This is a genomic window from Ramlibacter tataouinensis, from assembly GCF_001580455.1.
GTDB classification, from domain to species: Bacteria; Pseudomonadota; Gammaproteobacteria; order Burkholderiales; family Burkholderiaceae_C; genus Ramlibacter; species Ramlibacter tataouinensis_B.
Window position 1 is genome coordinate 342,972 of record NZ_CP010951.1, and the last position, 24,936, is coordinate 367,907.

20 protein-coding genes, 1 tRNA gene and 1 pseudogene are annotated in these 24,936 nt (G+C 68.1%); 14 read left to right on the forward strand and 8 right to left on the reverse strand.

Annotated elements, in window-relative coordinates; all coding sequences use genetic code 11:
• Nucleotides 1-193 precede the first annotated feature (193 nt).
• From nosZ to UC35_RS01700, 6 genes and pseudogenes are all read left to right on the forward strand, one after another.
• Complete coding sequence (nosZ, locus tag UC35_RS01670) at nucleotides 194-2,119, forward strand: TAT-dependent nitrous-oxide reductase (RefSeq protein WP_061495571.1); 1,926 nt, start codon at nucleotides 194-196, stop codon at nucleotides 2,117-2,119.
• Between the two features lie 49 nt (nucleotides 2,120-2,168).
• Nucleotides 2,169-4,766: pseudogene (locus UC35_RS01675) on the forward strand (4Fe-4S binding protein).
• Nucleotides 4,766-6,028, forward strand: coding sequence for a nitrous oxide reductase family maturation protein NosD (locus UC35_RS01685; RefSeq protein ID WP_061495578.1), 1,263 nt, complete (start codon nucleotides 4,766-4,768; stop codon nucleotides 6,026-6,028). The pseudogene UC35_RS01675 and the gene UC35_RS01685 overlap by 1 nt, the downstream one beginning before the upstream one ends.
• Nucleotides 6,012-6,935 carry an ABC transporter ATP-binding protein gene (locus tag UC35_RS01690; RefSeq protein ID WP_227820428.1) on the forward strand — a complete coding sequence of 308 codons (924 nt, stop codon included), beginning with the start codon at nucleotides 6,012-6,014 and terminating at the stop codon, nucleotides 6,933-6,935. Before UC35_RS01685 ends, UC35_RS01690 begins: the two co-directional genes overlap by 17 nt.
• Before the next feature lie 20 nt (nucleotides 6,936-6,955).
• The gene (locus tag UC35_RS01695) at nucleotides 6,956-7,768 is read left to right on the forward strand and encodes an ABC transporter permease (protein ID WP_061495582.1); all 813 of its coding nucleotides are present in this window, start codon (nucleotides 6,956-6,958) and stop codon (nucleotides 7,766-7,768) included.
• Nucleotides 7,768-8,304 (forward strand): nitrous oxide reductase accessory protein NosL, encoded by a 537-nt coding sequence (locus tag UC35_RS01700; RefSeq protein WP_061495585.1) that lies wholly within the window; start codon nucleotides 7,768-7,770, stop codon nucleotides 8,302-8,304. The genes UC35_RS01695 and UC35_RS01700 overlap by 1 nt, the downstream gene beginning before the upstream one ends.
• A 19-nt stretch (nucleotides 8,305-8,323) precedes the next feature.
• Here UC35_RS01700 and UC35_RS01705 read toward each other — a convergent pair whose 3' ends face one another.
• Nucleotides 8,324-9,076, reverse strand: coding sequence for an SDR family oxidoreductase (locus UC35_RS01705; RefSeq protein WP_061503628.1), 753 nt, complete (start codon nucleotides 9,074-9,076; stop codon nucleotides 8,324-8,326).
• 399 nt (nucleotides 9,077-9,475) lie between these two features.
• On the opposite strand from UC35_RS01705, the gene UC35_RS01710 reads away from it, so the two are divergent.
• Both UC35_RS01710 and UC35_RS01715 read left to right on the forward strand, forming a co-directional pair.
• On the forward strand, nucleotides 9,476-11,788 hold the full coding sequence (locus UC35_RS01710; protein ID WP_061495587.1) for a PAS domain S-box protein: 2,313 nt from the start codon (nucleotides 9,476-9,478) through the stop codon (nucleotides 11,786-11,788).
• Between the two features lie 35 nt (nucleotides 11,789-11,823).
• The gene (locus UC35_RS01715) at nucleotides 11,824-12,183 is read left to right on the forward strand and encodes an RT0821/Lpp0805 family surface protein (RefSeq protein ID WP_061495589.1); all 360 of its coding nucleotides are present in this window, start codon (nucleotides 11,824-11,826) and stop codon (nucleotides 12,181-12,183) included.
• A gap of 54 nt (nucleotides 12,184-12,237) precedes the next feature.
• Here the strand turns inward: UC35_RS01715 and UC35_RS01720 are convergent.
• The 3 genes from UC35_RS01720 to tilS form a co-directional block, all read right to left on the reverse strand.
• Nucleotides 12,238-12,330, reverse strand: a tRNA-Ser gene (locus UC35_RS01720).
• 36 nt (nucleotides 12,331-12,366) lie between these two features.
• Entirely contained in the window at nucleotides 12,367-13,635 is a 1,269-nt protein-coding gene (locus UC35_RS01725; RefSeq protein WP_061495591.1) for an aspartate kinase, read from the reverse strand.
• Between the two features lie 352 nt (nucleotides 13,636-13,987).
• The gene (gene tilS / locus UC35_RS01730; protein WP_061495594.1) at nucleotides 13,988-14,935 is read right to left on the reverse strand and encodes a tRNA lysidine(34) synthetase TilS; all 948 of its coding nucleotides are present in this window, start codon (nucleotides 14,933-14,935) and stop codon (nucleotides 13,988-13,990) included.
• A gap of 99 nt (nucleotides 14,936-15,034) precedes the next feature.
• On the opposite strand from tilS, the gene UC35_RS23395 reads away from it, so the two are divergent.
• Nucleotides 15,035-15,706, forward strand: a complete 672-nt coding sequence (locus UC35_RS23395) for a TonB family protein (protein ID WP_145979306.1) — start codon at nucleotides 15,035-15,037, stop codon at nucleotides 15,704-15,706.
• A gap of 30 nt (nucleotides 15,707-15,736) precedes the next feature.
• Here the strand turns inward: UC35_RS23395 and UC35_RS01740 are convergent, their stop codons facing one another.
• Genes UC35_RS01740 through cysS form a run of 3 tightly spaced genes read right to left on the reverse strand, consistent with a single transcriptional unit; the run spans nucleotide 15,737 to nucleotide 18,787 of the window.
• Nucleotides 15,737-16,714: an acetyl-CoA carboxylase carboxyltransferase subunit alpha gene (locus UC35_RS01740; protein ID WP_061495598.1), complete on the reverse strand. Its 978-nt coding sequence runs from the start codon at nucleotides 16,712-16,714 to the stop codon at nucleotides 15,737-15,739.
• A 49-nt stretch (nucleotides 16,715-16,763) separates the two neighbouring features.
• Nucleotides 16,764-17,411 (reverse strand): DNA-3-methyladenine glycosylase family protein, encoded by a 648-nt coding sequence (locus tag UC35_RS01745; RefSeq protein ID WP_061495600.1) that lies wholly within the window; start codon nucleotides 17,409-17,411, stop codon nucleotides 16,764-16,766.
• Entirely contained in the window at nucleotides 17,408-18,787 is a 1,380-nt protein-coding gene (cysS, locus tag UC35_RS01750) for a cysteine--tRNA ligase (RefSeq protein WP_061495602.1), read from the reverse strand. Before cysS ends, UC35_RS01745 begins: the two co-directional genes overlap by 4 nt.
• 112 nt (nucleotides 18,788-18,899) lie before the next feature.
• Here cysS and UC35_RS01755 point away from each other — a divergent pair, with 112 nt between their 5' ends.
• The 5 genes from UC35_RS01755 (at nucleotide 18,900) to UC35_RS01775 (ending at nucleotide 22,175) form a co-directional block, all read left to right on the forward strand.
• Complete coding sequence (locus UC35_RS01755) at nucleotides 18,900-19,433, forward strand: tetratricopeptide repeat protein (RefSeq protein ID WP_061495604.1); 534 nt, start codon at nucleotides 18,900-18,902, stop codon at nucleotides 19,431-19,433.
• Between the two features lie 86 nt (nucleotides 19,434-19,519).
• Nucleotides 19,520-20,104 (forward strand): peptidylprolyl isomerase, encoded by a 585-nt coding sequence (locus tag UC35_RS01760; protein WP_061503629.1) that lies wholly within the window; start codon nucleotides 19,520-19,522, stop codon nucleotides 20,102-20,104.
• A gap of 13 nt (nucleotides 20,105-20,117) precedes the next feature.
• Nucleotides 20,118-20,624 carry a peptidylprolyl isomerase gene (locus UC35_RS01765; RefSeq protein WP_061495606.1) on the forward strand — a complete coding sequence of 169 codons (507 nt, stop codon included), beginning with the start codon at nucleotides 20,118-20,120 and terminating at the stop codon, nucleotides 20,622-20,624.
• Between the two features lie 46 nt (nucleotides 20,625-20,670).
• Nucleotides 20,671-21,414: a UDP-2,3-diacylglucosamine diphosphatase gene (locus UC35_RS01770; RefSeq protein WP_061503630.1), complete on the forward strand. Its 744-nt coding sequence runs from the start codon at nucleotides 20,671-20,673 to the stop codon at nucleotides 21,412-21,414.
• Nucleotides 21,414-22,175 carry a zinc-dependent peptidase gene (locus UC35_RS01775; protein ID WP_061495608.1) on the forward strand — a complete coding sequence of 254 codons (762 nt, stop codon included), beginning with the start codon at nucleotides 21,414-21,416 and terminating at the stop codon, nucleotides 22,173-22,175. The genes UC35_RS01770 and UC35_RS01775 overlap by 1 nt, the downstream gene beginning before the upstream one ends.
• Nucleotides 22,176-22,195: 20 nt before the next feature.
• Here UC35_RS01775 and UC35_RS01780 read toward each other — a convergent pair whose 3' ends face one another.
• Nucleotides 22,196-24,889, reverse strand: coding sequence for a DUF349 domain-containing protein (locus tag UC35_RS01780; protein WP_227820429.1), 2,694 nt, complete (start codon nucleotides 24,887-24,889; stop codon nucleotides 22,196-22,198).
• Between the last annotated feature and the right edge of the window lie 47 nt (nucleotides 24,890-24,936).

Below are 24,936 nucleotides of genomic sequence, written 5' to 3' on the forward strand. Positions count from 1 at the left end.
TGCACGGTCGCGTTCAATCTGCGCTCGACTTGACGCATCGCAAGTACACCTTCGTCCCGGCGCAGGCGCTCACCAGCGCTTGATGTACCGCAACTGCCCCATCCCTGCGGGCACAGATCATGTCTGCGTGCAAGAAGAAGAGCGTCGCGGCGATCCGCTGCACGCGGAAGGTTTTGTAACTGAGGACCCTACGATGACCCGAGCGAAAGATACTTTGCAACAAGAGCTCACCCCCGCGCGCCGCCGCTTCCTCGGCACCGCCGCAGCTGCCGGCCTGGCCGGCGTCGGCCTCGCCGCCTGCTCCGACAAGCCCGCCAACGCGCCGGCCGCCAAGGCCTCGGCGCCGGCCCTGGGCAACCCGGGCGAGCATGGCAATGCCGCGCACCTCAAGCCGGGCGAGCTCGACAGCTACTACGGCCTCTGGAGCGGCGGCCACACCGGCGACATGCGCGTGCTGGGCCTGCCTTCGGGGCGCGAGATCACCCGCATCCCGGTGTTCGTGCCGGACGCGCTGGTCGGCTGGGGCATCACCAACGAGTCCAAGAAGATCATGGGCACCAAGGCCGACGGCAGCCTGAAGTACACGGTGGCCGACACCCACCACGTGCATGCCTCCTACAAGGACGGCAACTACGACGGCCGCTACGCCTGGATCAACGACAAGATCAACAGCCGCATCGGCCGCATCCGCCTGGACCACTTCGTCTGCGACAAGATCACCGAGTTGCCCAACGTGCAGGGCTTCCACGGCATCTTCCCCGACAAGCGCGACCCGGTGGACCCGAAGATCAACTACACGACGCGTGTGTTCTGCGGCGCCGAGTTCTCGATTCCGCTGCCCAACGCGGCCACCGACGACGGCACCAAGTACCGCTCGATGTTCACCTGCGTGGACGCCGAGACGATGGAAGTGCGCTGGCAGGTGCTGATCGACGGCAACTGCGACCTCACGGCCACGTCCTATGACGGCAAGCTGGCCGCGACCAACCAGTACAACGTCGAGATGGGCGTCAAGTACGAGGACATGATGTCCGCCGAGCGCGACGCCTGCCTGTTCTTCAACATCGCGCGCATCGAGGAAGCCGTCAAGGCCGGCAAGTTCAAGACCGTCGGCACCTCCAAGGTGCCTGTGGTCGACGGAACCCGCGAAGCGAACAAGGACCCGAAGACGGCGCTCACTGCTTACGTGTCGGTGCCGAAGAACCCGCACGGCGTCAACGCCAGCCCCGACGGCAAGTACTTCATCTGCGCCGGCAAGCTGTCGCCCACCGGCACGGTCATCGAGCTGGCCAAGGTGCTGGATTACTTCGACGGCAAGCTGGCCAAGCCCGACGAGGCGATCGTCGCCGAGGTGGAACTGGGCCTGGGCCCGCTGCACACCGCCTTCGACGGCCGTGGCAATGCCTACACCACGCTGTTCCTGGACAGCCAGGTGGTGAAGTGGAACGTCGAAGCGGCCATCAAGTTCCACAAGGGCGACAAGAACGCCAAATACGTGGTGGACCGCATCGACGTGCAGTACCAGCCGGGTCACCTGAACGCCAGCCAGTCCGAGACCGCTGCCGCCGACGGCAAGTACCTCGCGGTGGGCTGCAAGTTCTCGAAGGACCGTTTCCTGCCCGTCGGCCCGCTGCACCCCGAGAACGAACAGCTGATCGACATCTCGGGCGACAAGATGGTGCTGATGGCCGACCACCCGGTGCGCGGCGAGCCGCACGACTTCATCATCTTCAAGCGCGAGCTGCTCAAGCCGAAGCAGGTCTACAGCCTGGACGACTCGCCGATCGCGGTGAAGGACGCCAAGGAAAGCGGCGTGACCCGCAACGGCAAGAAGGTCACCGTGAAGATGACCTCGCTGGCGCCGGCATTCAGCATGCGCGAGTTCAAGGTGAAGAAGGGTGACGAGGTCACGCTGATCCTGACCAACCTGGACAAGGTGGAGGACCTGACGCACGGCTTCGCCATCCCCAACTACAACGTCAACTTCATCGTCAACCCGCAGGAGACGAAGTCGGTGACCTTCGTGGCCGACAAGCCCGGCGTGTTCTGGTGCTACTGCACGCACTTCTGCCACGCACTGCACCTGGAAATGCGCAGCCGCATGATCGTCGAGGCCTGACGCCCCGCCCCGGCCCCGCGCCACGCGCGCGGGGCTTTTTCCGGACACCATGACCCCGTTCCAGTTTTTCTTGCGCCTCTGGGCGCTGGCCGCTGCATTGCTCGTCCCGGGCCTGTCCTGGGCGGACGCCTACGAGGCCAAGCTGCCGGAGGAGATCCAGACCTCGCCCCGGCTGTGCGACTACACACCGTGCGCCCAGGTATTTCCCGGCGCGACGAGCTTCTCCGAGCGCAAGGGCCGGCCGCCGTACGTGGAGGCCTACGGAACCGACGAACGGGGCCAGCCCAAGCTGCTGGGCTACGTGATGCTGTCGACCGACATCACCGACACGCCGGCCTACTCCGGCAAGCCGGTGGTGACGCTGATCGGCATGGACCTCAAGGGCCGCTTCGTCGGCGTGAAGGTCCTGAAGCATTCCGAGCCCATCCTGCTGCTGGGCATTCCCGAATCCGCGCTGACGAAATTCAACGAGCAATATCTCGGGAAGTTCGTCGGCGACAAGGTGGAGATCGGCCGCTCCCGCCCCGACGAGGGCGTGGTGGGCCTCGATGCGATCTCCGGCGCCACCGTGACGGTGATCGCGCAGAACCAGGTGATGATGAGCTCCGGCGGCGCGGTCGCGCGCCAGACCGGCATCCTCGCGCCCACCGTGCGCCCGCCGGCGAAATTCACCGACAGCACCCGCACCCTGGACTGGGCCGCGCTGGCCAAGCAAGGCGCGGTGCAGCGCCTGGTGGTCGCGCCGGAGCAGCTCGGCCTGCCGCGCGCTTCGGAACCTTTCATCGAATTGTGGTTCGGCGCGCTGAACGCGCCCGACATCGGCCGCTCGCTGCTGGGCAAGGACGGCTGGGACAGCCTGATGTCGCGGCTCAAGCCGGGTGAGCAGGCGATCTTCGTCATCCGCACCGCCGGCAAGGAGTCGTTCAAGGGCTCCGGCTTCGTGCGCGGCGGCATCTATGACCGCGTGCAGCTGCGCCAGGGCCTGGACACCTTCACCTTCCGCGACCTCGACTACCTGAACCTGTACGGACTGGAAGCGGCCGGCGCGCCGCAGTTCAGCGAGTCCGCGATCTTCATCGTGCGCTCAGGCGCCTTCTCCGCCGCCTATCCCTGGAAGCTCGTCATGCTGGGCAACCGCGTCGACCGGGCGACCGGGGCGCGCAGCTTCGCCAGCTTCGAGTCTGGCTACTGGCTGCCCGCCTGGGCGCTGGAGGGCGGCCGCCCGCAGGTGGAGGAAGCCGCGGCGCCCTGGGTGAAGGTCTGGAAGGCGCGCGCGGTGGAGATCGTGCTGTTCACGCTGCTGCTGGTGGCGGTGGCCATCGTCTACGCGCTGCGTGACCAGCTGACGCGGCGGTCCAGCCGCAAGAACAAGTGGCCGGTCAACGCCTTCAAGTATTCGGCCTGGGTGTTGAGCATCGCGTTCGTCGGCTTCGGCATGATGGCGCAGCCCTCGGTGACACAGGTGCTCACCTGGTTCCACTCGCTGCTGTTCCACTGGGAGTGGACCCTGTTCCTGAGCGACCCGCTGATTTTCCTGTTCTGGATCTTCATCATCGTCACCGTGTTCATCTGGGGCCGCGGCCTGTTCTGCGGCTGGCTGTGCCCCTTCGGATCGCTCTCCGAGCTGATCTACAAGGTGGCCGGCGCGATCGGGCTGAAGCGCTTCCAGCGCGCGCTGCCCAAGGCTCTGCACGACAAGCTGAAGTGGGTCAAGTACGGCATCTTCTTCGGGCTGCTGGCAGTGTCCATGTTCTCCATGACCACGGCGGAAGTGCTTGCCGAAGTGGAGCCCTTCAAGACCACCTTCCTGGTCGGCTGGTTCCAGCGCTCCTGGCCCTACACGCTGTTCGCGGCCGGCCTGCTGGCGCTGTCCATCTTCGTCGAGCGGCCCTTCTGCAAGTACCTGTGCCCGCTGGGCGCCTCGCTCGCGATGCCGTCCACCTTCCGCTGGTTCGGCCTGCGCCGCAAGCAGGAGTGCAGCAGCTGCAAGGCCTGCGCCCACGGCTGCGGGGCCCAGGCGATCGACGCCGACGGCCGCATCGACCATCGCGAGTGCCTGCACTGCCTGGATTGCATGATCCTCTACACCGACACCCACGCCTGCCCGCCGCTGGTGAAGGAGCGCAAGCGCCGCGAAGCTTCTGGGCTGCAGATGACGCCGATCAATCGCGACGGCTACTTCATCCCCATCATTCCGGTAGAGAAACTCTAAGCCATGGTCGATCCCCGCATGCCCACCGACCCCGCGCAACCCGCGTACGCCGCCGGCGCTCCCGGCGTCTGCGGCTGGCTGTGCGCAGAGATCTGGGACCACGTCTGGCCGTGGCGCCGCGGCGTGGGCGCCCCGCACCGCCTGCTACGCGCCGCCGGCATCGCGCTGGCCGTCGCCGTCACGCTGGCTTGGGTGATGGCCGCGCTCGGCGAACTGCGCGCCGGCGCAGTGATCGGCTGGTGGTTCGGCTGGAGCCTGTACGAAGTGCTGGTCCGCCTGCGCGCCAAGCGCTATGTGAAGGACGGTCCCTGGTGGGGCCGCCGCTACCGGGTCGCCTCCGTGATGGACATGGTCTGCTACGTCTCGTTCAAGAACCTGCTGATCGGCGCGAGCCTGTTCCTCGTGCTGAAGGCCCTGGGCTGGCTGGTGACGTGATGAAGCGCCTGCTCGCCGTCATGGCACTCGCCCTCGGTTGTTCCGCTCAGGCCGCGACCTGGACGGTGCGCCCCGGCGAGGCCATCCAGCCGGTGCTGGATCGCGCGGCGGCGGGCGATGTGGTCGAAGTGCATTCCGGCAAGTTCCCTGGCAACCTGGTGATCGCCAGGCCGGTGACGCTGCGCGGCATCGGCAAGCCCACGATCAGCGGCGGCATGCAGGGCGACACCATCCGGGTGAAGTCGGCGGACGTGACGATCGAAGGCCTGATCGTGCGCGACTCCGGCGACAGCCTGCTGGACCAGAACGCGGGCATCTACATCACGCCCGGCTCGCACCGGGCGGTCATCCGCCGCAACGACCTGGTCTACAACCTATTCGGCCTGTGGATCGAGAAGGCCAACGACGTGCGCGTAGAGGACAACCTCATCGTCGGCAAGCGCGAATACAGCTCCTCGCAGCGCGGCAACGGCATCCAGCTCTACAACACGACCGGGGCGCGCATCGAACGCAACCATATCAGCTTCGTGCGCGATGCCCTCTACGTGGACGTGTCGCACGACGCGATCTTCCGCGGCAACCGCCTGCACCACAGCCGCTACGGCACGCACTACATGAACTCCTACCGGAACCTCTGGGAGGACAACGACAGCTACCTGAATCGCGGCGGCCTGGCCCTGATGGAAGTGCGTGACCAGGTGGTGCGCAACAACCGCGCCTGGGGCAACAGCGACCACGGCATCATGCTGCGCACCCTGCAGGACTCACGCATCGAGAACAACGTGGTGGCGGGCAACGCGCGCGGCTTCTTCATCTACGACGTCGAGTACGCCAGCCTCACCGGCAACCTGATCGTCGACAACCGGGTGGGCGTGCACCTGTCGGCCGGCTCGACCCGCAACCAGGTCGACGGCAACGACTTCATCGGCAACCGCGAGCAGGTGCGCTACGTGGGCTCGAAGGACGAGACCTGGGGCGGCCCCCAAGGCAACTACTGGAGCAACTACCTCGGCTGGGACCGCGACGGCAACGGCCGCGGCGACGTCCGCTACGAAGCCAACGACCTGGTGGACCGGCTGGTCTGGCGCCACCCGGCGGCGCGCCTGCTGCTGGCCAGCCCCGCGGTGCAGGCGCTGCGCCTGGTGAGCCAGCAGTTCCCGGTGCTGCGCGTCCCCAGCGTGGTCGAGCCCGGCCCGCGGATGACGCCTGCGCACAAGACATGGAGCGACTGGAATGAAAGACAGCATGCCCTCCCCCACTGAGGCGGCCGCGATCAGCGTGCGCGGTGCCGTCAAGCACTATGGCGCGGTGCGCGCCGTCGACGGCGTGGACCTCGAGATCGGCAGCGGCGAAGTGTTCGGGCTGATTGGCCACAACGGCGCCGGCAAGAGCACCCTGTTCAAGATGATGCTGGGTCTGGTGCGGGCGACCGCCGGCGACATCCGCATCCACGGCGCGCCGGTGCGCGGCAGCGGCTTCCGCGCGGTGCGTCGCGCGATCGGCTACCTGCCGGAGAACGTCGTGCTGTACGACAACCTGACCGGCCTCGAAACCCTGCGCTACTTCGCGCGCCTGAAGGGCGCCCCGCTGGCTCACTGCCCCGCCGTGCTCGAACGCGTGGGCCTGACCCATGCCGCCGGGCGCGCCGTGCGCGAATACAGCAAGGGCATGCGCCAGCGCCTCGGCTTCGCGCAGGCACTGCTCGGCCGGCCCCAGGTGCTGTTCCTCGACGAACCCACCACCGGCCTGGACCCCGAGGCGATCCGCAACTTCTACGCAACCCTGCGCGAGCTGCGCGCCGACGGCGTGACCATGATCGTCACCTCGCACATCCTGGCCGAGCTGCAGGAGCGCGTGGACCGGTTGGCCATCCTGAGCGGCGGCCGGGTGCAGGCGCTGGGCAGCGTGCAAGGGCTGCGCGAGCAGATGGCCTTGCCCCTGCGCATGGAGCTGGCCACCACTGAGGCCGGCGCCGCCGCCGTGCGCGCCGCGCTGGACACGCTGCCGGTCAGCGGCCACCGCTGGCAGGGCGCCCTGTTCGACGGGCAGTTCCCGCGCGAGGCCAAGATGGCCGTGCTGGCCGCCCTCGCCGGCCTGGGCAGCGCGATCCAGGACTTCCGCATCCACGAGCCTTCGCTCGAGGACGTCTTCTTCGGCTTCGGACACTGATTCGGACACTGAGAGTCACCATGGAATTCCGCCAGATCCTCTTCGTCGCCCTGAAGGAACTGCGCGACCGCCTGCGCAACCGCTGGGTGCTCGCCGTCTCGCTGGTGTTCACCGTGTTCGCGCTGGTCATCGCCTATTTCGGCGGGGCGCAGCAAGGCGTGGTGGGCCTGCGTTCGATCGAATTCACCATCACCAGCCTGGTCAGCCTGGCCATCTACCTGATCCCGCTGATCGCCCTGCTGCTCGGCTTCGACGCCGTCGTCGGCGAACGCGAGCGCGGCTCGCTGGACCTGCTGCTGGCCCTGCCGATCACCCGCCTTGAACTGCTGCTGGGCAAGTACCTGGGCCTGGCCGCAGCGCTGACGCTGTCCACGCTCCTGGGCTTCGGGCTCGTGGCCGTCCTGCTGACATCCCGGACTGGCGCCGCCGGGCTGGAGCCACTGGCCGGCTTCATGTTCAGCTCGGTGCTGCTCGGTCTTTCCTTCCTGAGCCTGGCGGTGATGCTGTCGGTGCTGGCCAGCGACCGCACCCGCGCGTCCGGCCTGGCGATCGCGCTGTGGTTCCTGTTCGTGCTGGTGTTCGACCTGGTGCTGCTCGGCCTGCTGGTGGGGCTGGGCGGCGAAGCCGGCAGCGAATGGTTCCCCTACCTGCTGCTGCTCAATCCCGCGGACGTGTTCCGCATCCTGAACGTCTTTTCGCTCGAGGAGGTGCGCAACCTCTACGGCCTTACCAGCATCGTGCCCGCCGCGCTCGCCAAGCCCTGGCTGCTGGCGCTGGTGATGCTGGGGTGGATCGCCGCGCCCCTTGCCGTCGCCCAATGGAGATTCCGCTAATGACCACCACCGCCCTGTCGCGCCGCCGCCTGCTGTGCGCCGCCTGCGCCCTGCCCCTTGCCTCGCTCGTCGCCTGCGGCCGCGACGAAAACAGCGCCACGCCCAAGCCGGCGGAGATCGAAACAGCCACGGCCTGCGAGCTCGACGGCATGATGCTGGCCGAGTACGCCGGGCCCAAGGCGCAGGTGCACTACGTCGGCGCGGCCGCCCCGGTGTTCTTCTGCGACACGGTGGAGATGTTCGCCGCGCTGCTGCGGCCCGAGCAGGCCCGCAGCGTGCGCGCCGCCTTCGCGCAGGACATGGCGAAGGCCGACTGGGACAAGCCGCGCGGCCACTGGTTCGATGCCAAGACAGGCTTCTACGTGGCCGGCAGCAAGCGCCATGGCTCCATGGGCCCGACGATCGCCAGTTTCGCGGCACAAGCCGATGCGCAGAAGTTCGTCGGCCAATGGGGCGGCAAGGTGCTGCAATTCGCCGAAGTCACGCCCGCCATGGCCGAACTGGGCGGGGGCGCGCTGCACGACGGCAAGATGTAGTCGCGCGCCCGGCCAGGGCCTACCAGGTCTCCATGTAGGGCCGCAGGTCCAGCTCGAAGGTCCAGGCGTCGCGGGGCTGCTGGTGCAGGTACCAGTAGTTCTCGGCGATGTGCTCGGGACTCAGGATGCCCTGCTTGTCCTTGAGCGCATAGCGCTGCGGAAAGTTGGTTCGGATGAACTCGGTGTCGATCGCGCCATCGACGACGACGTGCGCCACATGGATGTTGCGCGGGCCGAGCTCGCGCGCCATGCTCTGGGCCAGGGCCCGCAAAGCGGCCTTCGCACCGGCGAAGGCGGCGAAGTTCGCCGAGCCGCGCAGCGACGCGGTGGCTCCGGTGAAGATGATGGTGCCGCGCTCGCGGCCGACCATCCGCTTGGCCACCTCGCGTGCGTTGAGGAAACCGCTGAAGCAGGCCATCTCCCAGATCTTGAAGTACTTGCGCGCCGACTCCTCCAGGATGCTGGAGGGCACGTTGGCGCCGATGTTGAACACCAGCACCTCGATGGGCCCGAACTCGCTTTCGATGCGCTCGACCAGGGCCGTGACCTCCTCCTCCTTGCGGGCGTCGGACGAGAAGCCATGCGCCCGCCCGCCGGCGGCGCGGATGCTCTCCACCAGGGGCTCGAGCTTGGCCGCGTCGCGCCGGGTCGCGCAGGCAATATAGCCGCCTGCGGCAAAGCGCCTCGCAATGGCGCCGCCGGTCGAGTCGCCCGCGCCGATCACCAGCGCGACCTTGTCCGGGGCCTTCGCGGCCGTGTTCACGCTTTCCATTTCATCCTCCGTTTGCAGGACAAGGACGGCCCGCTTGTCGGACTCGTCTGACACGAATTGCACGGTTGCGCTGGCATCAACGCACCAGCTGAGTGCTCATCATGGGTGCATATACGAACAGGGGACAATCATGCACGAGCGAAAGACGAATTCCATCCTCCGTCGGTTCTCCCTCATCCTTGAGGTGACCGCCACCTACCTGGGCCTGCCCACGGCACAGGCCGCGCGTCTGCCATTGGCCAAGCCGGTTCCGCTGCCATTGAAGAGGGTCTCGCCGCACCCGCATTGATGGGGACCGACAGCGGGCCTGCGTAACAAGCGTTTCCGGCGCCCCGTTCAGTTGACGCGACTCCCGTGCGCGCCCAGCATGATGCCAATGGACGAGCAATCGACAATGGCATGGCGGCCGGCGGAATGGAAGAAGTCGCGGCAGGCTTGAGCGACGGCGCACTTCGATCACTCGTCCAGAACGCACCGGACGGCATCTTCGTGGCCGATCGCGAGGGCCGGTTCACCTACGTGAACGACGCGGGCTGCCGGATGCTGGGCTACGCCCGGACCGAGATCACCGGCCGCAACATCGCCGACTTCCTCGCGCCCGACGATGCCAGGCGCCTGGACGAAGCACGCCGGCGGCTGGCCAGCGGCGGCACCCAGTCGGGCGAGTGGTCGCTGCGGCGCAAGGACGGCAGCTGGTTGCAGGTGGAGGTCAGCGCCAACCTGCTGCCCGACGGGCAATGGCACGGCTTCGGCCGCGACATCTCGCGGCGAAAAACCCTCGAGGCCGAGCGCAACTCCCTGTTCGAAAGCGTCCAGCAGAAAAACCGGTGGCTGCAGACCGTGATGGATACGCTGCCCATGGGCCTGTTGCTGTACGACGCCGAAGGAGCGAGATCCTCCAACAGGTACACGCAGGAGTTGGCCGGAATGGGACTCGCCCCCGACGTGCCGGTGAGCTATCCCATCATGTATCCGGACGGCCGTCCTGTGCCGAAAGAAGGGCGCGTTTCCTCGCGCGTGCTGCGGCGCGGCGAGACGATGCTCGGCGAGGAATACCTGCTGCAAAAGCCCGACGGCAGCACCATCCCCATCCTCGTGAGCGCGGCGCCTATCCGGGACGAGAACGGCGTCGTGATCGGCGCGGTCGGCGTCTTCCAGGACATCAGCGAGCGCATGCGGCTGGAACAGGCGGTTCGCGACAACGAGCGCCTGCTCAAGGCCGTGTTCGAGCTGTTGCCGGTGGGCGTCTGGATCGCTAACCGGGCAGGCCGGGTCATCCGCATCAATCCGGCGGCCGAGCGCATCTGGCATGGCGCGCGCTATGTCGGCCTGTCGGAATACGACCAGTACCGCGGCTGGTGGGCCGACAGCGGCGAGCCGATCGCCGCGCAGGACTGGGCGCTGGCCCGCGCGATCACACGCGGCGAGACCTCGACGGGCGATACCGTGCGCATCCAGTGTTTCGACGGATCGTTCAAGACCATCATCAACTCGGCCGCCCCCATTCCCGAGGAGCACGGCGGCATCGGCGGCGGCGTGACGGTGAGCGAAGACATCACGGCGCTCTATGAAACGCAACGCCAGTTGCGCGCCAACGAGCGCCTGTTCCGCGCCGTGATCGACCTGCTGCCGGTGGGCGTGTGGATCGCGGACAAGGATGGCCGCATCACCATGCAGAACGCCGCGGGCAGGCGCATCTGGGAGGAGACGCCCGAGCGCACCGGCAAGTACAAGGGATGGTGGGTGGATACCGGCCGGCCCGTCGCACCGGACGAATGGGCGCTCACGCGCGCATTGCACAAGGGAAGAACCTCGGTCGGCGAGCTGCTGCACATCCAGTGCTTCGACGGCTCGTCCAAGACCATCATCAACTGGGCCGCCCCAATCCGTAACGAGGCCGGCGAGATCACCGGCGCGGTCGGGGTCAACGAGGACATCACGGCCCTCTATCACACGCAGGAGCAGTTGCGCGCAGCCGTGCGCGAGCGCGAGGAGATCCTCGCCGTGGTCACCCACGACCTGCGCAATCCTCTGAGCGGCCTGATGCTGGCCGCCATGACCCTGGAGCGCAAGGCGGGCCGGCTGCCAGGCGGCCAGGATCTGGGCAGCGCGGCGGGGATGATCGTCGAGAACGCGCGCAGCATGTCGGCGCTGGTCGACGACCTGCTGGCGGTGGCCACGGCGCCCTCCGGGCGTTCCATGCTCCAGGTCGCCCCGGTCAGGGCGGCCGACCTGGTCGCGCGGGCCGCGCGTGCGGCGCAGCCCCTGTTCGCTCGGGCCGACGTCGGGCTCGAAGTGCGCGCGCCGGACGAACTGCCCACGGTGCAGGTGGACGCCAACCGCATCCTGCGCGTGCTGGCCAACCTGCTGGACAACGCCATGAAGTTCACTGAGCGCGGCGGCGCGACCCTGCTGGAGGCGCAACCGGTCTCGGCGGGCGTGCGTTTCAGCGTGGCGAACTCGGGCGCGGCGCTGAGCGAGGAGGAACTCGCCGACATGTTCCAGCCGTTCTGGCAGGCCGCGCGCAGGGACCGCCGCGGCGCCGGCCTGGGGCTGGCCATCTGCCGCTCCATCATCGAGGCGCACGGTGGCAGCATCTGGGCCGAGCCCGCCGACGGCATGCGGGTGCGGGTCTTCTTCGTGCTGCCGCGCATGCAGCCGCAACAGGCCGAGGACGCCAGGCAGGACACCCAGCCACCCCGCAACGGCTAGGGCGGCACGGTCCGATTTCCCTCGAGGAGCATTCGATGAGCCTGAAATCCCTCGGCGTGCTGGTCTGCCTGCTGGCCTGCCAGGCCGGCGCTGCGCTGGCCTCGAACCTGAATTTCCTGCGGGATGATGCCCCGATCACGCGTTTCAACCAGAAGGACATGCAGCTGATGCAGGATGCCCTCGACAAGGCGATGAACGCGGAGCCCGGAACCAAAGTGGAATGGGCCAACGACAAGAGCGGGGCCAGCGGCAGCATCACGCAGCTCGGGCGCTTCGAACGCGCGGGAGCCGAATGCCGCAAGGCCGAGTTCACCACGCGCTACAAGACGATCCGCGGCGGGGGCGAGTACAACTTCTGCAAGACGGCCCAGGGCATCTGGCAGCTGGTGCAATGAAGACGGCGGCCGCCCAATGAAAAAGCCCCGCGCGGTCGCACGGGGCTCTTGTCTTGGCGGAAACGGAGGGATTCGAACCCTCGATGAGGCTCTACACCCCATACTCCCTTAGCAGGGGAGCACCTTCGGCCACTCGGTCACGTTTCCTGTCAGTCGGGATTATATGCCCCAACCCAAGGCTCTTCAGGAGCTTTCCTGGTCGAGGTCGAACGCGCGGTGCAGGGCACGCACGGCCAGTTCCATGTATTTCTCGTCGATGACCACCGAGGTCTTGATCTCGCTGGTGGAGATCATCTGGATGTTGATGCCTTCTTCGGACAGCGCGCGGAACATCTTGGAGGCGATGCCGACGTGGCTGCGCATGCCGATGCCGACGATGCTGACCTTGCAGATGCGGGTATCGCCCTCGAGCTGGTCGGTGCCCAGCGTGGGCAGCACCTTGGACTTGAGCAGGTCGACCGTGCGCGCGTAGTCGTTGCGGTGCACGGTGAAGCTGAAGTCGGTCTTGCCGTCCTTGGAGATGTTCTGGATGATGACGTCGACTTCGATGTTGGCGCCGGCCACCGCACCCAGGATGTTGTAGGCGATGCCGGGCTTGTCGGGAACGCCCAGGATGGAAATCTTGGCTTCGTCGCGGTTGAACGCGATACCCGAAACGACGGCTTGTTCCATTTTCTCGTCTTCCTCAAAAGTGATCAGGGTGCCCGAGCGGGCTTCCTCGTCGAGCGGGATGTCCCAGGGGGTGAAGCTCGACAGCACGCGCAGCGGCACCTGGTACTTGCCGGCGAACTCCACCGAGCGGATCTGCAGCACCTTGGAGCCCATTGACGCCATCTCGAGCATTTCCTCGAAGCTGATGGTGTGCAGGCGGCGCGCCTCGGGCACCACGCGCGGGTCGGTGGTGTAGACGCCGTCCACGTCGGTGTAGATCAGGCATTCGTCGGCCTTGAGCGCCGCCGCCACCGCCACCGCCGAGGTGTCACTGCCGCCGCGCCCGAGGGTGGTGATGTTGCCCTTGTCGTCCACGCCCTGGAAGCCGGTGATGACCACCACCTTGCCCGCGGCCAGGTCGGCGCGCACCTTCTGGTCATCGATCGACTCGATGCGGGCCTTGGTGTAGGCGCTGTTGGTTCGCACCGGCACCTGCCAGCCGGCGTAGCTGACGGCCTCGATGCCTTCGGCCTGCAGGGCGATGGCCAGCAGACCGACCGAGACCTGCTCGCCCGTGGACGCCAGCATGTCCAGCTCGCGCTGCAGCGCATCGGTGCTCTTGGCCGGCGAGAGTTCCTTGGCCAGTCCCAGCAGGCGGTTCGTCTCGCCGCTCATGGCGCTGGGCACGACGACCATCTGGTGGCCCGCCCGGTGCCACTTGGCGACGCGCTTGGCGACGTTGCGAATGCGCTCCGTCGAGCCCATGGACGTGCCGCCGTATTTGTGAACGATCAATGCCATCGGAAACTGGGGAAAGGTGTGAATGTGGACGTCGGCGGGGAGATGCCGCAGCCGCGGGCCGCACCGCGCGAAACCTCGGGATTATACCTAGGGCCTGTTAGCGCTATGGGAGGGCTCGCGTGACCCAGGAAACGGGCGCCATCAAGGCGCAAAGCGCAGTCGGGGCGGGGCCCCGGCGAGCATTTGCAACGCCGAGGGCGCCCGTTTCCTGGATCACCCTTCGGGCCGGTGGCTGGCAGGCCGCATGGCGTCGTTGCGGCCTCGTTGTGTGCACGAGCACACGGCCTCGGCCGCGCCTAGCCCTGCAGCCTGCCAGCCACCGGCGCGAGCCCTCCCATAGCGCTAACAGGCCCTAGGCCTCGAAGGCCAAAGTCTCGCCCCGCCGGCGCACGAAGCCGCTACCCGCCTTCACCTGGATGTCATGCCCGCGGGTGCTGCACGCGGCGAGCTGATCGAGCAGTTCCTCGAGCTGCGCCGCGCTGGGCTGCTGGCCGTGGGCCGACTTGAGCCAGTGCCGAAGCAGGTTGGCCTGGCGCGCGCGCGACATCGCGCGCAGTGCCTGGATCGATGGCGGCACGCCGCACAGCGCCAGGTCCTGCGCGGCCACTTCTTCCAGCAGGGCCTGCGCCTGCGCGGCGTGCCGCGCGCTGCGCGCGAAGGTATCCCGGTACGACGGAAACGCCTCGCCCAGCGCCGGCAACAGCCGCGCGCGGATGCGGTTGCGGGTGAACTGCTCGTCGAGGTTGGTCGGGTCTTCGATCCAGGCGATGCCCTCTGACTTCAGCCAGGCGCGGATGTCCACCGCCGCCACCTGCAGCAGCGGACGGCAATAGCTGATGCCGTCGCGCTCCCAGTGCGCCCGCATGCCGGCGAGCCCCGCGAGCCCGGCCCCGCGCGAGAACGCGAGCAGCACGCTTTCCACCTGGTCGTCGGCGTGATGGGCCAGGGCCACGCAACGCGGTGGGAGCGGTGCCGCGCCGTCCCGGGCGGCCGCGTCGATCGCCTCGTAGCGGGCGATGCGGGCGGCATCCTCAGGGCTCTGGCCGCTGGCGTGGCGCGCCTGCACGCGGCTCACCTGGAGCGGCACGCCCAGCCGCGCGCACAAGGCCGCGCAATGCCGCTCGAAATCGGCGGCAGCCGGCTGCAGGCCGTGGTTGATGTGGATCGCGCTCACGTTGCCCGGCCAGCGGCGCGCGGACGCCACAAGCAGCGCCGTCGAATCCGCGCCCCCGCTCAAGGCCACCGCCAGTGGCAGCGGTGGCTCGAAAGCGGCGATCGCGGCATCGAATGGGAGGGCCATGCGGAATTATCTGGTGCGGCTGCGACACCTCTGCGGTTTCCCCGAGGTTCGGGTCCAGCTCATCAAATCTAGAATGGGTCGAAACAAAAGGTAGTTCACATGCATACACTCGCCTGCGGCGCGGTGACCCACAAGGCACGCCGCGCAGGAGTTGCGATTGCGGGACCGTTGCTGCTATGCGCCTGCGCCGCGCTGGCCCAGAGCCCGCCCCCCGCCCCGGCGGCCGCCGACCAGGCGCCAAGCGAAGCCGCCCGGCGCGCAGCGCTCAGCCCCTACCGATTCATCCTGCAGAACGCGAACGCGCCGGCCCGTAAGCCCGCAACTCCGGCGGCGGCCGCGCCTGCTCCCGCCGCCGAGCCTGCCCGGCGCGCGCCGGCGCCGGCACCAGCGGAGGCGACGGCAGCGGCGAGGCCCGCGCCTAAGGCAGCGCCATCGCCGGCCAGCGCACCGGCCGCACAGCCGCCGCTTCCCGAGCCCGCGGTGGCCGCATTGACTCCCACGCCCGCTGCACCGCCGCCGCGGCGCGAGATCGTCCCGGTGCAGACGGACGAGCCGCGCCTTTCCGCTGCCCTGCTGCGCGAGCGTCCCTCCGGCGTGGTGAAGGTGCAGTTCGACATCCGCCCGGATGGCAGCACCGGCGAGGTGAAGGTGGTGACCAGCACCAACCGAGCGCTCAATCGCGCGACGGTCGACGCGGTGTCGGGCTGGAAGTTCGAACCCGTCGACGAAGTGCTGACGGTGGAGACCGAACTGGTCTACAAACTCCAGTGAACCGCCGGGCGGCACGCCCGGCCGGCCGGATCAGCGCGACTCGGCCTTGGTATCCGAGAAGCGCCCGTAGCTTTGCAGGCGCTCGTAGCGGCGGTCGAGCAGTTCGCGGGTCTTGAGGTCGCCCAGCTGGCGCCAGGCGTCGTTCAGCCCCCGCTTCAGGAAAGCCGCCATCTGCTTGTGGTCGCGGTGCGCACCGCCCACCGGCTCGTTGACGATCTTGTCCACCAGGCCCAGCGCCTTCAGGCGGTGTGCCGTGATGCCCATGGCATCGGCCGCATCCTGGGCCTTCTCGGACGTCTTCCACAGGATGGACGCGCAGCCTTCCGGGCTGATCACCGAGTAGACCGAGTACTGCAGCATCAGCACCTGGTCGGCCACGGCGATGGCCAGCGCCCCGCCTGAGCCACCCTCGCCGATGATGGTGGTGATGATCGGCACTTCCAGCTGCGCCATCTCGTAGATGTTGCGGCCGATCGCCTCGGACTGGCAGCGCTCCTCGGCATCGATGCCGGGATAGGCGCCCGGGGTGTCGACGAAGGTGAACACCGGCAGCTTGAACTTCTCGGCCGTCTTCATGAGCCGCAGCGCCTTGCGATAGCCCTCCGGACGGCTCATGCCGAAGTTGCGCAGGCCGCGCTCCTTGGTGTCGCGCCCCTTCTGGTGGCCGATCAGCAGGCAGGCGTTGCCGTTGAAGCGCGCCAGGCCGCCCACGATCGACTGGTCGTCGGCGAAATGGCGGTCACCGTGCAGTTCGATGAAGTCGGTGAAGATTTCCCGGACGTAGTCCAGCGTGTAGGGACGCTCGGGATGGCGCGCGATCTTGGTGATCTGCCAGGGCGTGAGGTCGCTGTAGATGTCCTTGGTCAGCTGCAGGCTCTTCTTCGAGAGCTGGTCGATCTCCTCGGAGATGTCGACCGCCGACTCCGTCTGGACGTAGCGCAGCTCTTCGATCTTGGTTTCGAGTTCCGCGATCGGCTGCTCGAAATCCAGGAAGGTTTTCTTGGCCAAGGTTGCTCCTTGTCTTGTACTACTACTGCGAACTACACGGACTGCCGGCTCAGTAATCCACCGGCAGGGGATCCAAAGAGCGCCAAATATACCAAGTTGCGACGCTGCAATATGGATCCCAGGCGGCGGCGACCTCGCGCGCATCGCTGCGGCTGACCGGATCGCCGGAAAAATAGTTGCGGCTGATGCCGTTGATGAGGCCGATATCGTCGAGCGGCAGCACGTTGGGCCTCATGAGGTGGAAGATGAGGAACATCTCCGCAGTCCAGCGGCCGATGCCGCGAATGCCCACCAGCTCGGCGATGATTTCCTCGTCGCCCATGCGCTGCCAGGCATCGACGTGGATCGCCCCGGAGTCGAAATGCAGCGCCAGGTCGACCAGGTACTCGATCTTGCGCGCCGACAGGCCGGCCGCCTGCATATCGTCGACCTTGAGCTTGAGCACGTTGGCTGGAGACACCTTGCGCGGCAGCTTGGCGAAGCGCTCCCACACCGTCTGCGCCGCCTTCACCGAGATCTGCTGGCCGACGATGCTGCGCGCCAGCGTGGTGAAGGCGTCGCCGCGCGACTGCAGGCAGGCGTCGCCGAACTGCGGGATCAGGCGCTTGAGCACCCGGTCCTTCTTCGCCAGGTAGCCGCAGGCCTCCTTCCAGTAGGCGGGCGTGGCCAGCACCACCTGGTTGGGGTCGACGCTCAAGAGGCGGCCTCCCAGGTGGTGCCGCTGGGCGAATCCTTGAGCACCACGCCCTGGGCCAGCAGCTCGGCGCGGATGCGGTCGGCTGCGGCGAAGTCGCGGGCCTTCTTGGCCGCGGCGCGCTGCTCGATCAGGTCGCGGATGGTCGCCTCGTCGAGCGTCGCGCCCGCGCGCAGGAAGGCTTTGGGATCGCCCTGCAGCGTGCCCAGGCAGCCGCCGAGCGCCTTGAGCAGGCCGGAGAGCTGCGCGGATTTGGTGCGGTTCACCTCGGCGGCCAGTTCGAACAACACCGCCATCGCTTCCGGCGTGGCGAAATCGTTGTCCATCGCCGCCTTGAAGCGCGCCGCGAAGGGGTCCTGCCAGTCGATGGGGCCCATGGGTGCGGGGGCGACGGCGTCCAGCGTGGTGTACAGGCGCTTGAGGGCGCCGCGCGCATCCTCCAGGGTCACGTCGCTGTAGTTGAGCGGGCTGCGGTAGTGGGAGCGCAGCACGAAGAAACGCACCGTCTCGGCGTCGAACTTCTGCAGCACGTCGCGGATGGTGAAGAAGTTGCCCAGCGACTTGGACATCTTCTCGTTGTCGATGTTCAGGAAGCCGTTGTGCATCCAGTAGCGCGCCAGCGGCGTGCCGAACGCGCCTTCGCTCTGCGCGATCTCGTTCTCGTGGTGCGGGAACTGCAGGTCCATCCCGCCGGCGTGGATGTCGAAGGGCTGGCCGAGCAGCGCGCGCGCCATCGCCGAGCACTCGATGTGCCAGCCGGGGCGGCCCGGGCCGAACTCGCTGTCCCACTTGGCGTCCGCCGGCTCGCTGGGCTTGGCGGTCTTCCAGAGCACGAAGTCCAGCGGGTCCTGCTTGCCCTCCAGCACGGCGACGCGCTCGCCGGCGTGCAGCTCGTCCAGCGACTTGCCCGAAAGCTTGCCGTAGCCGGGCAGCGCCCGCACCGCGAAGTTGACGTCGCCGCCTTCGGCGCGGTAGGCCAGCTTGTTGTCCTCCAGGCGCCTGACGATGTCCAGCATCTGCGGCACGTAGTCGGTGGCGCGCGGGTCGTGCGTGGGCCGCTCCATGCCCAGGGCGTCGAAGTCGCGGTACATCTCGCCGGTCATGCGCTCGGCCAGGCCGCGCACCGTCTCGCCGTTTTCGACGGCGCGGCGGATGATCTTGTCATCGATGTCGGTGATGTTGCGAACGAAGGTGACCTGGTAGCCGCTGGCCTTGAACCAGCGCTGCACCACGTCCCAGGCGATGTTGCAGCGCGCATGCCCCATGTGGCACAGGTCGTACACGGTGATGCCGCACAGGTACATGCGGACGTGGCCGGGCTCGATCGGGGAAAAATCTTCCAGTGCACGCGACAGCGTGTTGTAGATGCGCAGGCTCATGAGTGCTTGGTATGGGGCGCAGCGAAATGCCAAATATCCGTGGGACGGGACACGAAGGGCAGCGCGCGCAGGACCGGCGGCTACAATCCCGCGCAGTATAGCCCTGCCCCGGATGTTGCACACCCGCTCCGCCCTCGCCCGCGCCCTGCGCCTGTCGCTGTTCACGGCCGCCGCATGCGCCTGCCTGGCGGCATGGGCCGACGACTATGGCGACGTCAGCCAACTCCTCAAGTCGGGCAAGTTCCAGGAGGCGCTGGCCAAGGCCGACCAGTACCTGGTGGCCAAGCCGCGCGATCCGCAGATGCGCTTTCTCAAGGGCGTGGTGCAGGCCGAATCGGGCAACAAGGCGGAAGCGATCACCACCTACACGCAGCTGACGCAGGACTATCCCGAACTGCCGGAGCCGTACAACAACCTGGCCGTGCTGTATGCGGCGCAGAACGACTTCGACAAGGCGCGTGTCGCGCTCGAGGCCGCGGTGCGCGCCAACCCCGACTACGCGACCGCGCACGAGAACCTGGGCGACGTGTACACGCGGCTGGCCGGCCAGTCCTACGCGCGGGCGCAGCAGCTCGAAGCCGGCAACAAGTCCGTCGCGGCCAAACTCGCCCTCTCGCGGCAGCTGCTGACACAGCCGGCGCGCTAGCCGCCGGGCAGCCGCGGCACGCCCCGGCGGGCTGCGGCTACCATTCGTTCCTTGTCCCCATCACAAGGAAAACAAGCTTGAGCTCGATCACCCGCCGCGCCGCGGCCTTCACCCTTTCCGCCGGCCTCTGGCTGTCCTGCGGCATCGCCGCCGCGCAGGACGCGCCCAAGGTCAAGCTCGAAACCAGCATGGGCGACATCGTGCTCGAGGTCTATCCCGACAAGGCGCCCAAGACCGTGGCGAACTTCCTCCAGTACGTGAAGGACAAGCACTACGACGGCACGATCTTTCACCGCGTGATCAATGGCTTCATGATCCAGGGCGGCGGTTACGACGCCAAATTCGCGCAGCGCCCGACCCGTCCGCCGGTGGCGCACGAAGGCCGCGAAACGCTGGAAAAGGGCGGCCCCAAGAACGCCACCGGCACCATCGCGATGGCGCGCACCAGCGACCCGAATTCCGCGACGGCGCAGTTCTTCATCAACGTCGTCGACAACCGGCGGCTGGATCCCTCACCGCAATCGCCAGGCTATGTGGCGTTCGGCAAGGTGGTGAGCGGCATGGACACTGTCGACAAGATCAAGGCCGTGCCCACCTCGGCGGCGGGCCCCTTCCCGAGCGACGTGCCGCAAACGCCGGTGATCATCAAATCGGCCACACTCGTCAAGTAACCAGGACATCGCCATGAGCAATCCCAAGGTCGAACTTCATATCTCGGACTACGGCGTGATCACGCTGGAACTCGACGCCACGAAGGCGCCCAAATCCACCCAGAACTTCCTCAGCTACGTGAAGAAGGGCCACTACGACGGCACCATCTTCCACCGCGTGATCGACGGCTTCATGATCCAGGGCGGCGGCTTCGAACCCGGCATGACGCAAAAGCCCACCGACGCAGCCATCGAGAACGAAGCCAACAACGGCCTGAAGAACGACAACTACACGGTGGCGATGGCGCGAACGCAGGCGCCGCATTCGGCCACCGCGCAGTTCTTCATCAACGTGGCCAACAACGAATTCCTCAACCACACCGCGCCCAGCGCGCAGGGCTGGGGCTACGCGGTGTTCGGCAAGGTGGTCGACGGCAAGGACGTGGTCGATCGCATCAAGGGCGTGAAGACCGGCCGCAAGGGGTTCCACGACGACGTGCCCAAGGACGACGTCGTGATCCTGAAGGCCGTCCAGGCCTGAAGGCCGGTTGACGCCTGACATCGTGAACATCCCGCCGCCGCCGCGCATGACGGAGCTGCAGGCTCCGCCGCGCTGGCGCAGCGTCGAATTCATTTCCGACCTGCACCTGCAGGCGCAGGAGCTCGAGACTTTCGACGCCTGGCGCGGCTACATGGCCTCGACCGCGGCCGACGCGGTGTTCATCCTCGGCGACCTGTTCGAGGTCTGGGTCGGGGACGACCTGGCGCAGCAGCCGGGCTTCGCCGCGGACTGCGCCGCGGTGCTCCAGGCCACGGTGCAGCGCGTGCCGGTGTTCCTGATGCACGGCAACCGCGACTTCCTGGTCGGCCACGGCCTGCTGCGCAGCTGCGGCGCCGTGCTGCTGCAGGACCCCACGGTGCTTTCCTTCGCCGGCTCGCGCTGGCTGCTCACCCATGGCGACGCGCTGTGCCTGGGCGACACCGACTACCTGCGCTTCCGCGAGCAGGTGCGCTCGCCGCAGTGGCAGCGTGAATTCCTGGCCCGGCCGCTGGAGGAGCGCGTGGCGATCGGGCGGGCGATGCGGGCGGAAAGCGAAGCGCGCAAGGACGGGCAGTACACCGATGTGGACGAAGATGCGGCGCGTGCCTGGCTGGATGCCGCGGATGCGCAGGTCATGATCCACGGGCATACCCACCGGCCCGCCGAACACGAACTCGGCGTCGGGCGGCGCCGCATCGTCCTGACCGATTGGGACCTGCGCGCCCAGCCGCCACGCCAGGAAGTGCTGCGGTTGGGCAGCGCGGGCGCGCAGCGCATCAAGCTGCTCTGATGTTCGGCTGGCTCCGCAGGCGCCCGCCCGCGCGTGACATCCCCGACGCGCTCTGGGTTGCCGTGCTCCAGCGCTACCGCTTCCTGGTGCTGCGCCCCGCCGACGAGCGCGAGCGACTGCGGCAGATGGCCGGCGAATTGCTCGCTGCCAAGGAGTTCCACGGCGCCAAGGGCTTCGTGGTCACCGACGAAGTCGCCCTGTCGATCGCGGTCCAGGCAGTGCTGCCGGTGCTGAACCTGGGCCTGTCCTGGTATGACGACTTCGTGGGCATCGTGGTGCATGCCGACGAAGTGGTCGCGCGCCGCACCGAGATGGACGAATCCGGCGTGGTGCACCAGTGGGACGAGGTCATTGCCGGCGAGGCGATGGACGGCGGCCCGGTGATGCTCAGCTGGAGGGACGCCGCCGGCATGAACGCAGGCACGCACGAGGCCTACAACGTGGTGATCCACGAATTCATCCACAAGATCGACATGCGCGACGGCCGGGCCGACGGCTGTCCGCCGCTGCCGCCGGCGGCGCGCCGCGCCTGGCTGGAGCTCATGGAGCGCGAGTACGAGGCCTTCCGCGAGCAAGCCATCATCGCCGAGCGCTTCGGCGGCGCGCAGACCTGGCTCGATCCCTACGGTGCGGAGTCCATCGACGAGTTCTTCGCCGTGGCGTGCGAAGCCTACTTTGTCGCGCCGGAGCGCTTCGCCGCGGAACACGCGGCGCTCGCTTCGCTCTTCGATGGCTTCTTCGGCGCGCGCCGCCGCGCCTGATCGCCGCCCGCAGGCGCCGCTCAGCGGCGCAGCAGCACCTTCAGCGCCGCCTGCAGCCGGCGTGACTTCGAGCCCTCGTGACCCGAGGCGAACACCTGTGCCGCGTCATCGGCCCAGGTCTGCGCCGGTGACGGGTCGTTGCGCCGCGTCAGCAGCTTGAGCTGCAGGGCACGGCGCGCTTCCAGTTGCTCGGCCGGCGTCGGCGTCTCGGCCGCGATCTCCAGGCGCAGCAGCGCTTCCGAGGCGTCCCCGGCCGGGGCGCCTTGCAGCGACTTCACCCAGGCGGCACGGCCAGCCGGGCCCACCGACTTACCCAGATCGTGCGCGCTGGGCACCTGCTCCGGATTGCGCTGCTCCCAGGCCGTGATCAATTGCGTCAGCGCCTCGCCGTGGGCCTGGGCCGCCAGTTTCTTGAGCGCCGCCTGCGCATGATCCAGCGCGTCGCGCTGCGCGCGGAAGGCCACGTCGCCCAGGCGCGGACCGCGATCCTCGCGCTCGCCGCGGTCACCGCGGTCGCCGAAACGGCCCCGCTCGTCGCGGCGGTCGCCGAACTTGCCGCCGCCCGGGCCACCCTTGCGATCGCCGAACTTGCCGCGCGCCGGCGCAGGCTCGGTCTTCTTCATGCCGGGACGGTCGTCCCCGCGCATGGCGATCACCGGCTTGGGGGTCGGCTTGGGCGTCGGCGCCGGTTCGGCGGCAGCCGCCTCGGTGGCTTCAGTCGCCTCAGCCGGCTCAGTGGTCTCGGTCCCTTCAGCGGCCGCTTCGGCGGTGCCTGCCGGCGCAGCAGATTCGGCCGGCGCCGCTTCCTGTGCGGCGGCCGCGGCCGCTTGCGCCTGGGCCTGGCCGCGCAGCGCGGCTTCGAGCGCCGTCATCGCCGCCTTGATCTTCGGCGCGTCGCCGGTGGCGTTGGCCGCTTCCAGTGCCTTCGAGGCCTCGAGCACGGCGCGGTCGCGCTCGCTCAGCGCCGCGGCCGCCTTCTCGCGTTCCTCGCTCTTGCGGTTGAAGGCCTCGTCGATCGGCTTGCGGAAAGCATCCCACAGCTTCTGCTCGTGCTTGCGGTCCAGCGGGATCGCCTGGGCCTCGCCTTGCCAGCGCTGCTGCAGCGACTTCACTGCGTCGATGCGCATCTGGGGCGCCGCGCCCAGCACCTTGGCCTCCTCGATCATCGCGTGGCGGCGCTCCAGGCTTTGCTTTTGCACGGCCTCCAGCGGATCCCAGGCCGCGGCGATCGCTTCCTTCCAGCGCGGCTGCAGTTCGGCGAAGGTCTTTTCGCTCAGGTGCCCGGCATCGCGCCAGCGGCTCTCGAACTGATGCAGCACGCGGGCGAAGCCCTTCCAGTCGTCATCCTTGGCCGTGGCATTGGCAGCCGCCCAGACCCTGACTTCATCGATCAGAGCCAGGCGCTGCGCCTTGTGCTCGGCCGCTTCGGCCTTGACCTTGTCGAGCCAGGCTTCCACCACCTTGTAGGCTTCGTTGCACGCCTCGTCGAAGCGCTTCCACAGCGCGTGGTTGGGCGCGCCGCCCTGGTCGGTCTGTTTCCACTGCTCGCGCAACGCGCGCAACTGCTCCTGCATCTTGCGCCCGCCATAGCGCGGCTTGGGCGGCTGCGGCTCCTGCCCCTCGACCGGCGCCGGGTGCTCGAACAGCGCCTCGGCCTTGGTCACCAGTTCCTGGCGCAACTGGTCGGCGCGCCAGCGCTGCCAGCCTTCCAGTTCGCCGGCAGCGGCCAGCGCGGCGTGCGCCTGGTTCTCCAGTTTGTCGTCAACCAGCTTGCCGTGTTCCTTCAGCGCGTTGCGCAGCGCATTCGCCGCGCCCGCACTGGCCTTGCCGTGGCCCTGCGCCACTTCCTGTTCGAGCTTGGCCAGCGCATCGCGCACCGCGTGGCTGGCGCGCTCGCGCACTTCGGGATCGACCTTGGGCTTGGCGGCCTTGGCCGGCGCCGCCTCGACGGGCACGCCGCGCGCGGCGCGCAGTTCGTCGGCCCACACCGGCACCGGCGGCAGCGCTGCTGCCGGGTCTTCGGCGGCGGCCCGGGCCTGCGCCACGGCGCTGCGGAAAGACTCCCACACCACCTGCAACTGGGTGCGCGAGGATTCGAGCAAGGGCGGGAAGCGGCCGTCCACGCTGGGCCAGTTCGGATCGGCCAACAGCGCCTCGGCCTGGCCCTGCCAGTCCGGGACATCCTTGCCCAGAGCGTCCAGCGCCGCCTGCGCGTCCTGCCACGATTTGGTCGAAAGCACCTCGATGCGCTGCGCCAGCAGCACCGCCGCCTCGCGTTGCACCTGCACCCGATGCTGCAGGTCCTCGATGCCGCGCACGCGCTCGGCCAGTTGCGTCTTGACCGAGGCCAGCGGTTCGCGGCTCAGGGGCGCGCCGGCCTTGGCGGCGTCGCGCTGCCAGGCCATGGCGTCGGCGATATTCAGTTTGGGCAGCGCCAGCAGGGCGGTGGCCTTCTCTGCCCACTCCGCCGCGATCACTTCCTGTCCGCGGTTGCGCTTGATCTCGTCGAGCTTTTCGCGCAGCAGCCGGGCCGCGCCCTTGTCGCGCGCGCTCAGTTCGCGGAACACCTCCTGCATCTGCTCCACGCTCGGATTGGCGGCGAGCCACTCGCGCACGCGCGCCGTGCGCTCGCCGGAGGTGGGCGCGGAAAAAGCGCCACCGGTCAGGGCATCGAGGGCGCGCGTGTCGTTGGTTTTCAGGGTAGCTGGGGTCACGGGAGAGACTTCTTGTGCAATCGAAAGGGACCGCCTTCGTCGAAGGC

Excerpts from the sequence above, each read along its gene's own strand:
- nosZ (WP_061495571.1), top strand. The coding sequence starts at position 194 with ATGACCCGAGCGAAAGATACTTTGCAACAAGAGCTCACCCCCGCGCGC.
- UC35_RS01685 (WP_061495578.1), top strand. The coding sequence starts at position 4,766 with ATGAAGCGCCTGCTCGCCGTCATGGCACTCGCCCTCGGTTGTTCCGCT.
- UC35_RS01690 (WP_227820428.1), top strand. The coding sequence starts at position 6,012 with ATGCCCTCCCCCACTGAGGCGGCCGCGATCAGCGTGCGCGGTGCCGTC.
- UC35_RS01695 (WP_061495582.1), top strand. The coding sequence starts at position 6,956 with ATGGAATTCCGCCAGATCCTCTTCGTCGCCCTGAAGGAACTGCGCGAC.
- UC35_RS01700 (WP_061495585.1), top strand. The coding sequence starts at position 7,768 with ATGACCACCACCGCCCTGTCGCGCCGCCGCCTGCTGTGCGCCGCCTGC.
- UC35_RS01705 (WP_061503628.1), bottom strand. The coding sequence starts at position 9,076 with ATGGAAAGCGTGAACACGGCCGCGAAGGCCCCGGACAAGGTCGCGCTG.
- UC35_RS01710 (WP_061495587.1), top strand. The coding sequence starts at position 9,476 with ATGGCGGCCGGCGGAATGGAAGAAGTCGCGGCAGGCTTGAGCGACGGC.
- UC35_RS01715 (WP_061495589.1), top strand. The coding sequence starts at position 11,824 with ATGAGCCTGAAATCCCTCGGCGTGCTGGTCTGCCTGCTGGCCTGCCAG.
- UC35_RS01725 (WP_061495591.1), bottom strand. The coding sequence starts at position 13,635 with ATGGCATTGATCGTTCACAAATACGGCGGCACGTCCATGGGCTCGACG.
- tilS (WP_061495594.1), bottom strand. The coding sequence starts at position 14,935 with ATGGCCCTCCCATTCGATGCCGCGATCGCCGCTTTCGAGCCACCGCTG.
- UC35_RS23395 (WP_145979306.1), top strand. The coding sequence starts at position 15,035 with ATGCATACACTCGCCTGCGGCGCGGTGACCCACAAGGCACGCCGCGCA.
- cysS (WP_061495602.1), bottom strand. The coding sequence starts at position 18,787 with ATGAGCCTGCGCATCTACAACACGCTGTCGCGTGCACTGGAAGATTTT.
- UC35_RS01755 (WP_061495604.1), top strand. The coding sequence starts at position 18,900 with ATGTTGCACACCCGCTCCGCCCTCGCCCGCGCCCTGCGCCTGTCGCTG.
- UC35_RS01765 (WP_061495606.1), top strand. The coding sequence starts at position 20,118 with ATGAGCAATCCCAAGGTCGAACTTCATATCTCGGACTACGGCGTGATC.
- UC35_RS01770 (WP_061503630.1), top strand. The coding sequence starts at position 20,671 with ATGACGGAGCTGCAGGCTCCGCCGCGCTGGCGCAGCGTCGAATTCATT.
- UC35_RS01775 (WP_061495608.1), top strand. The coding sequence starts at position 21,414 with ATGTTCGGCTGGCTCCGCAGGCGCCCGCCCGCGCGTGACATCCCCGAC.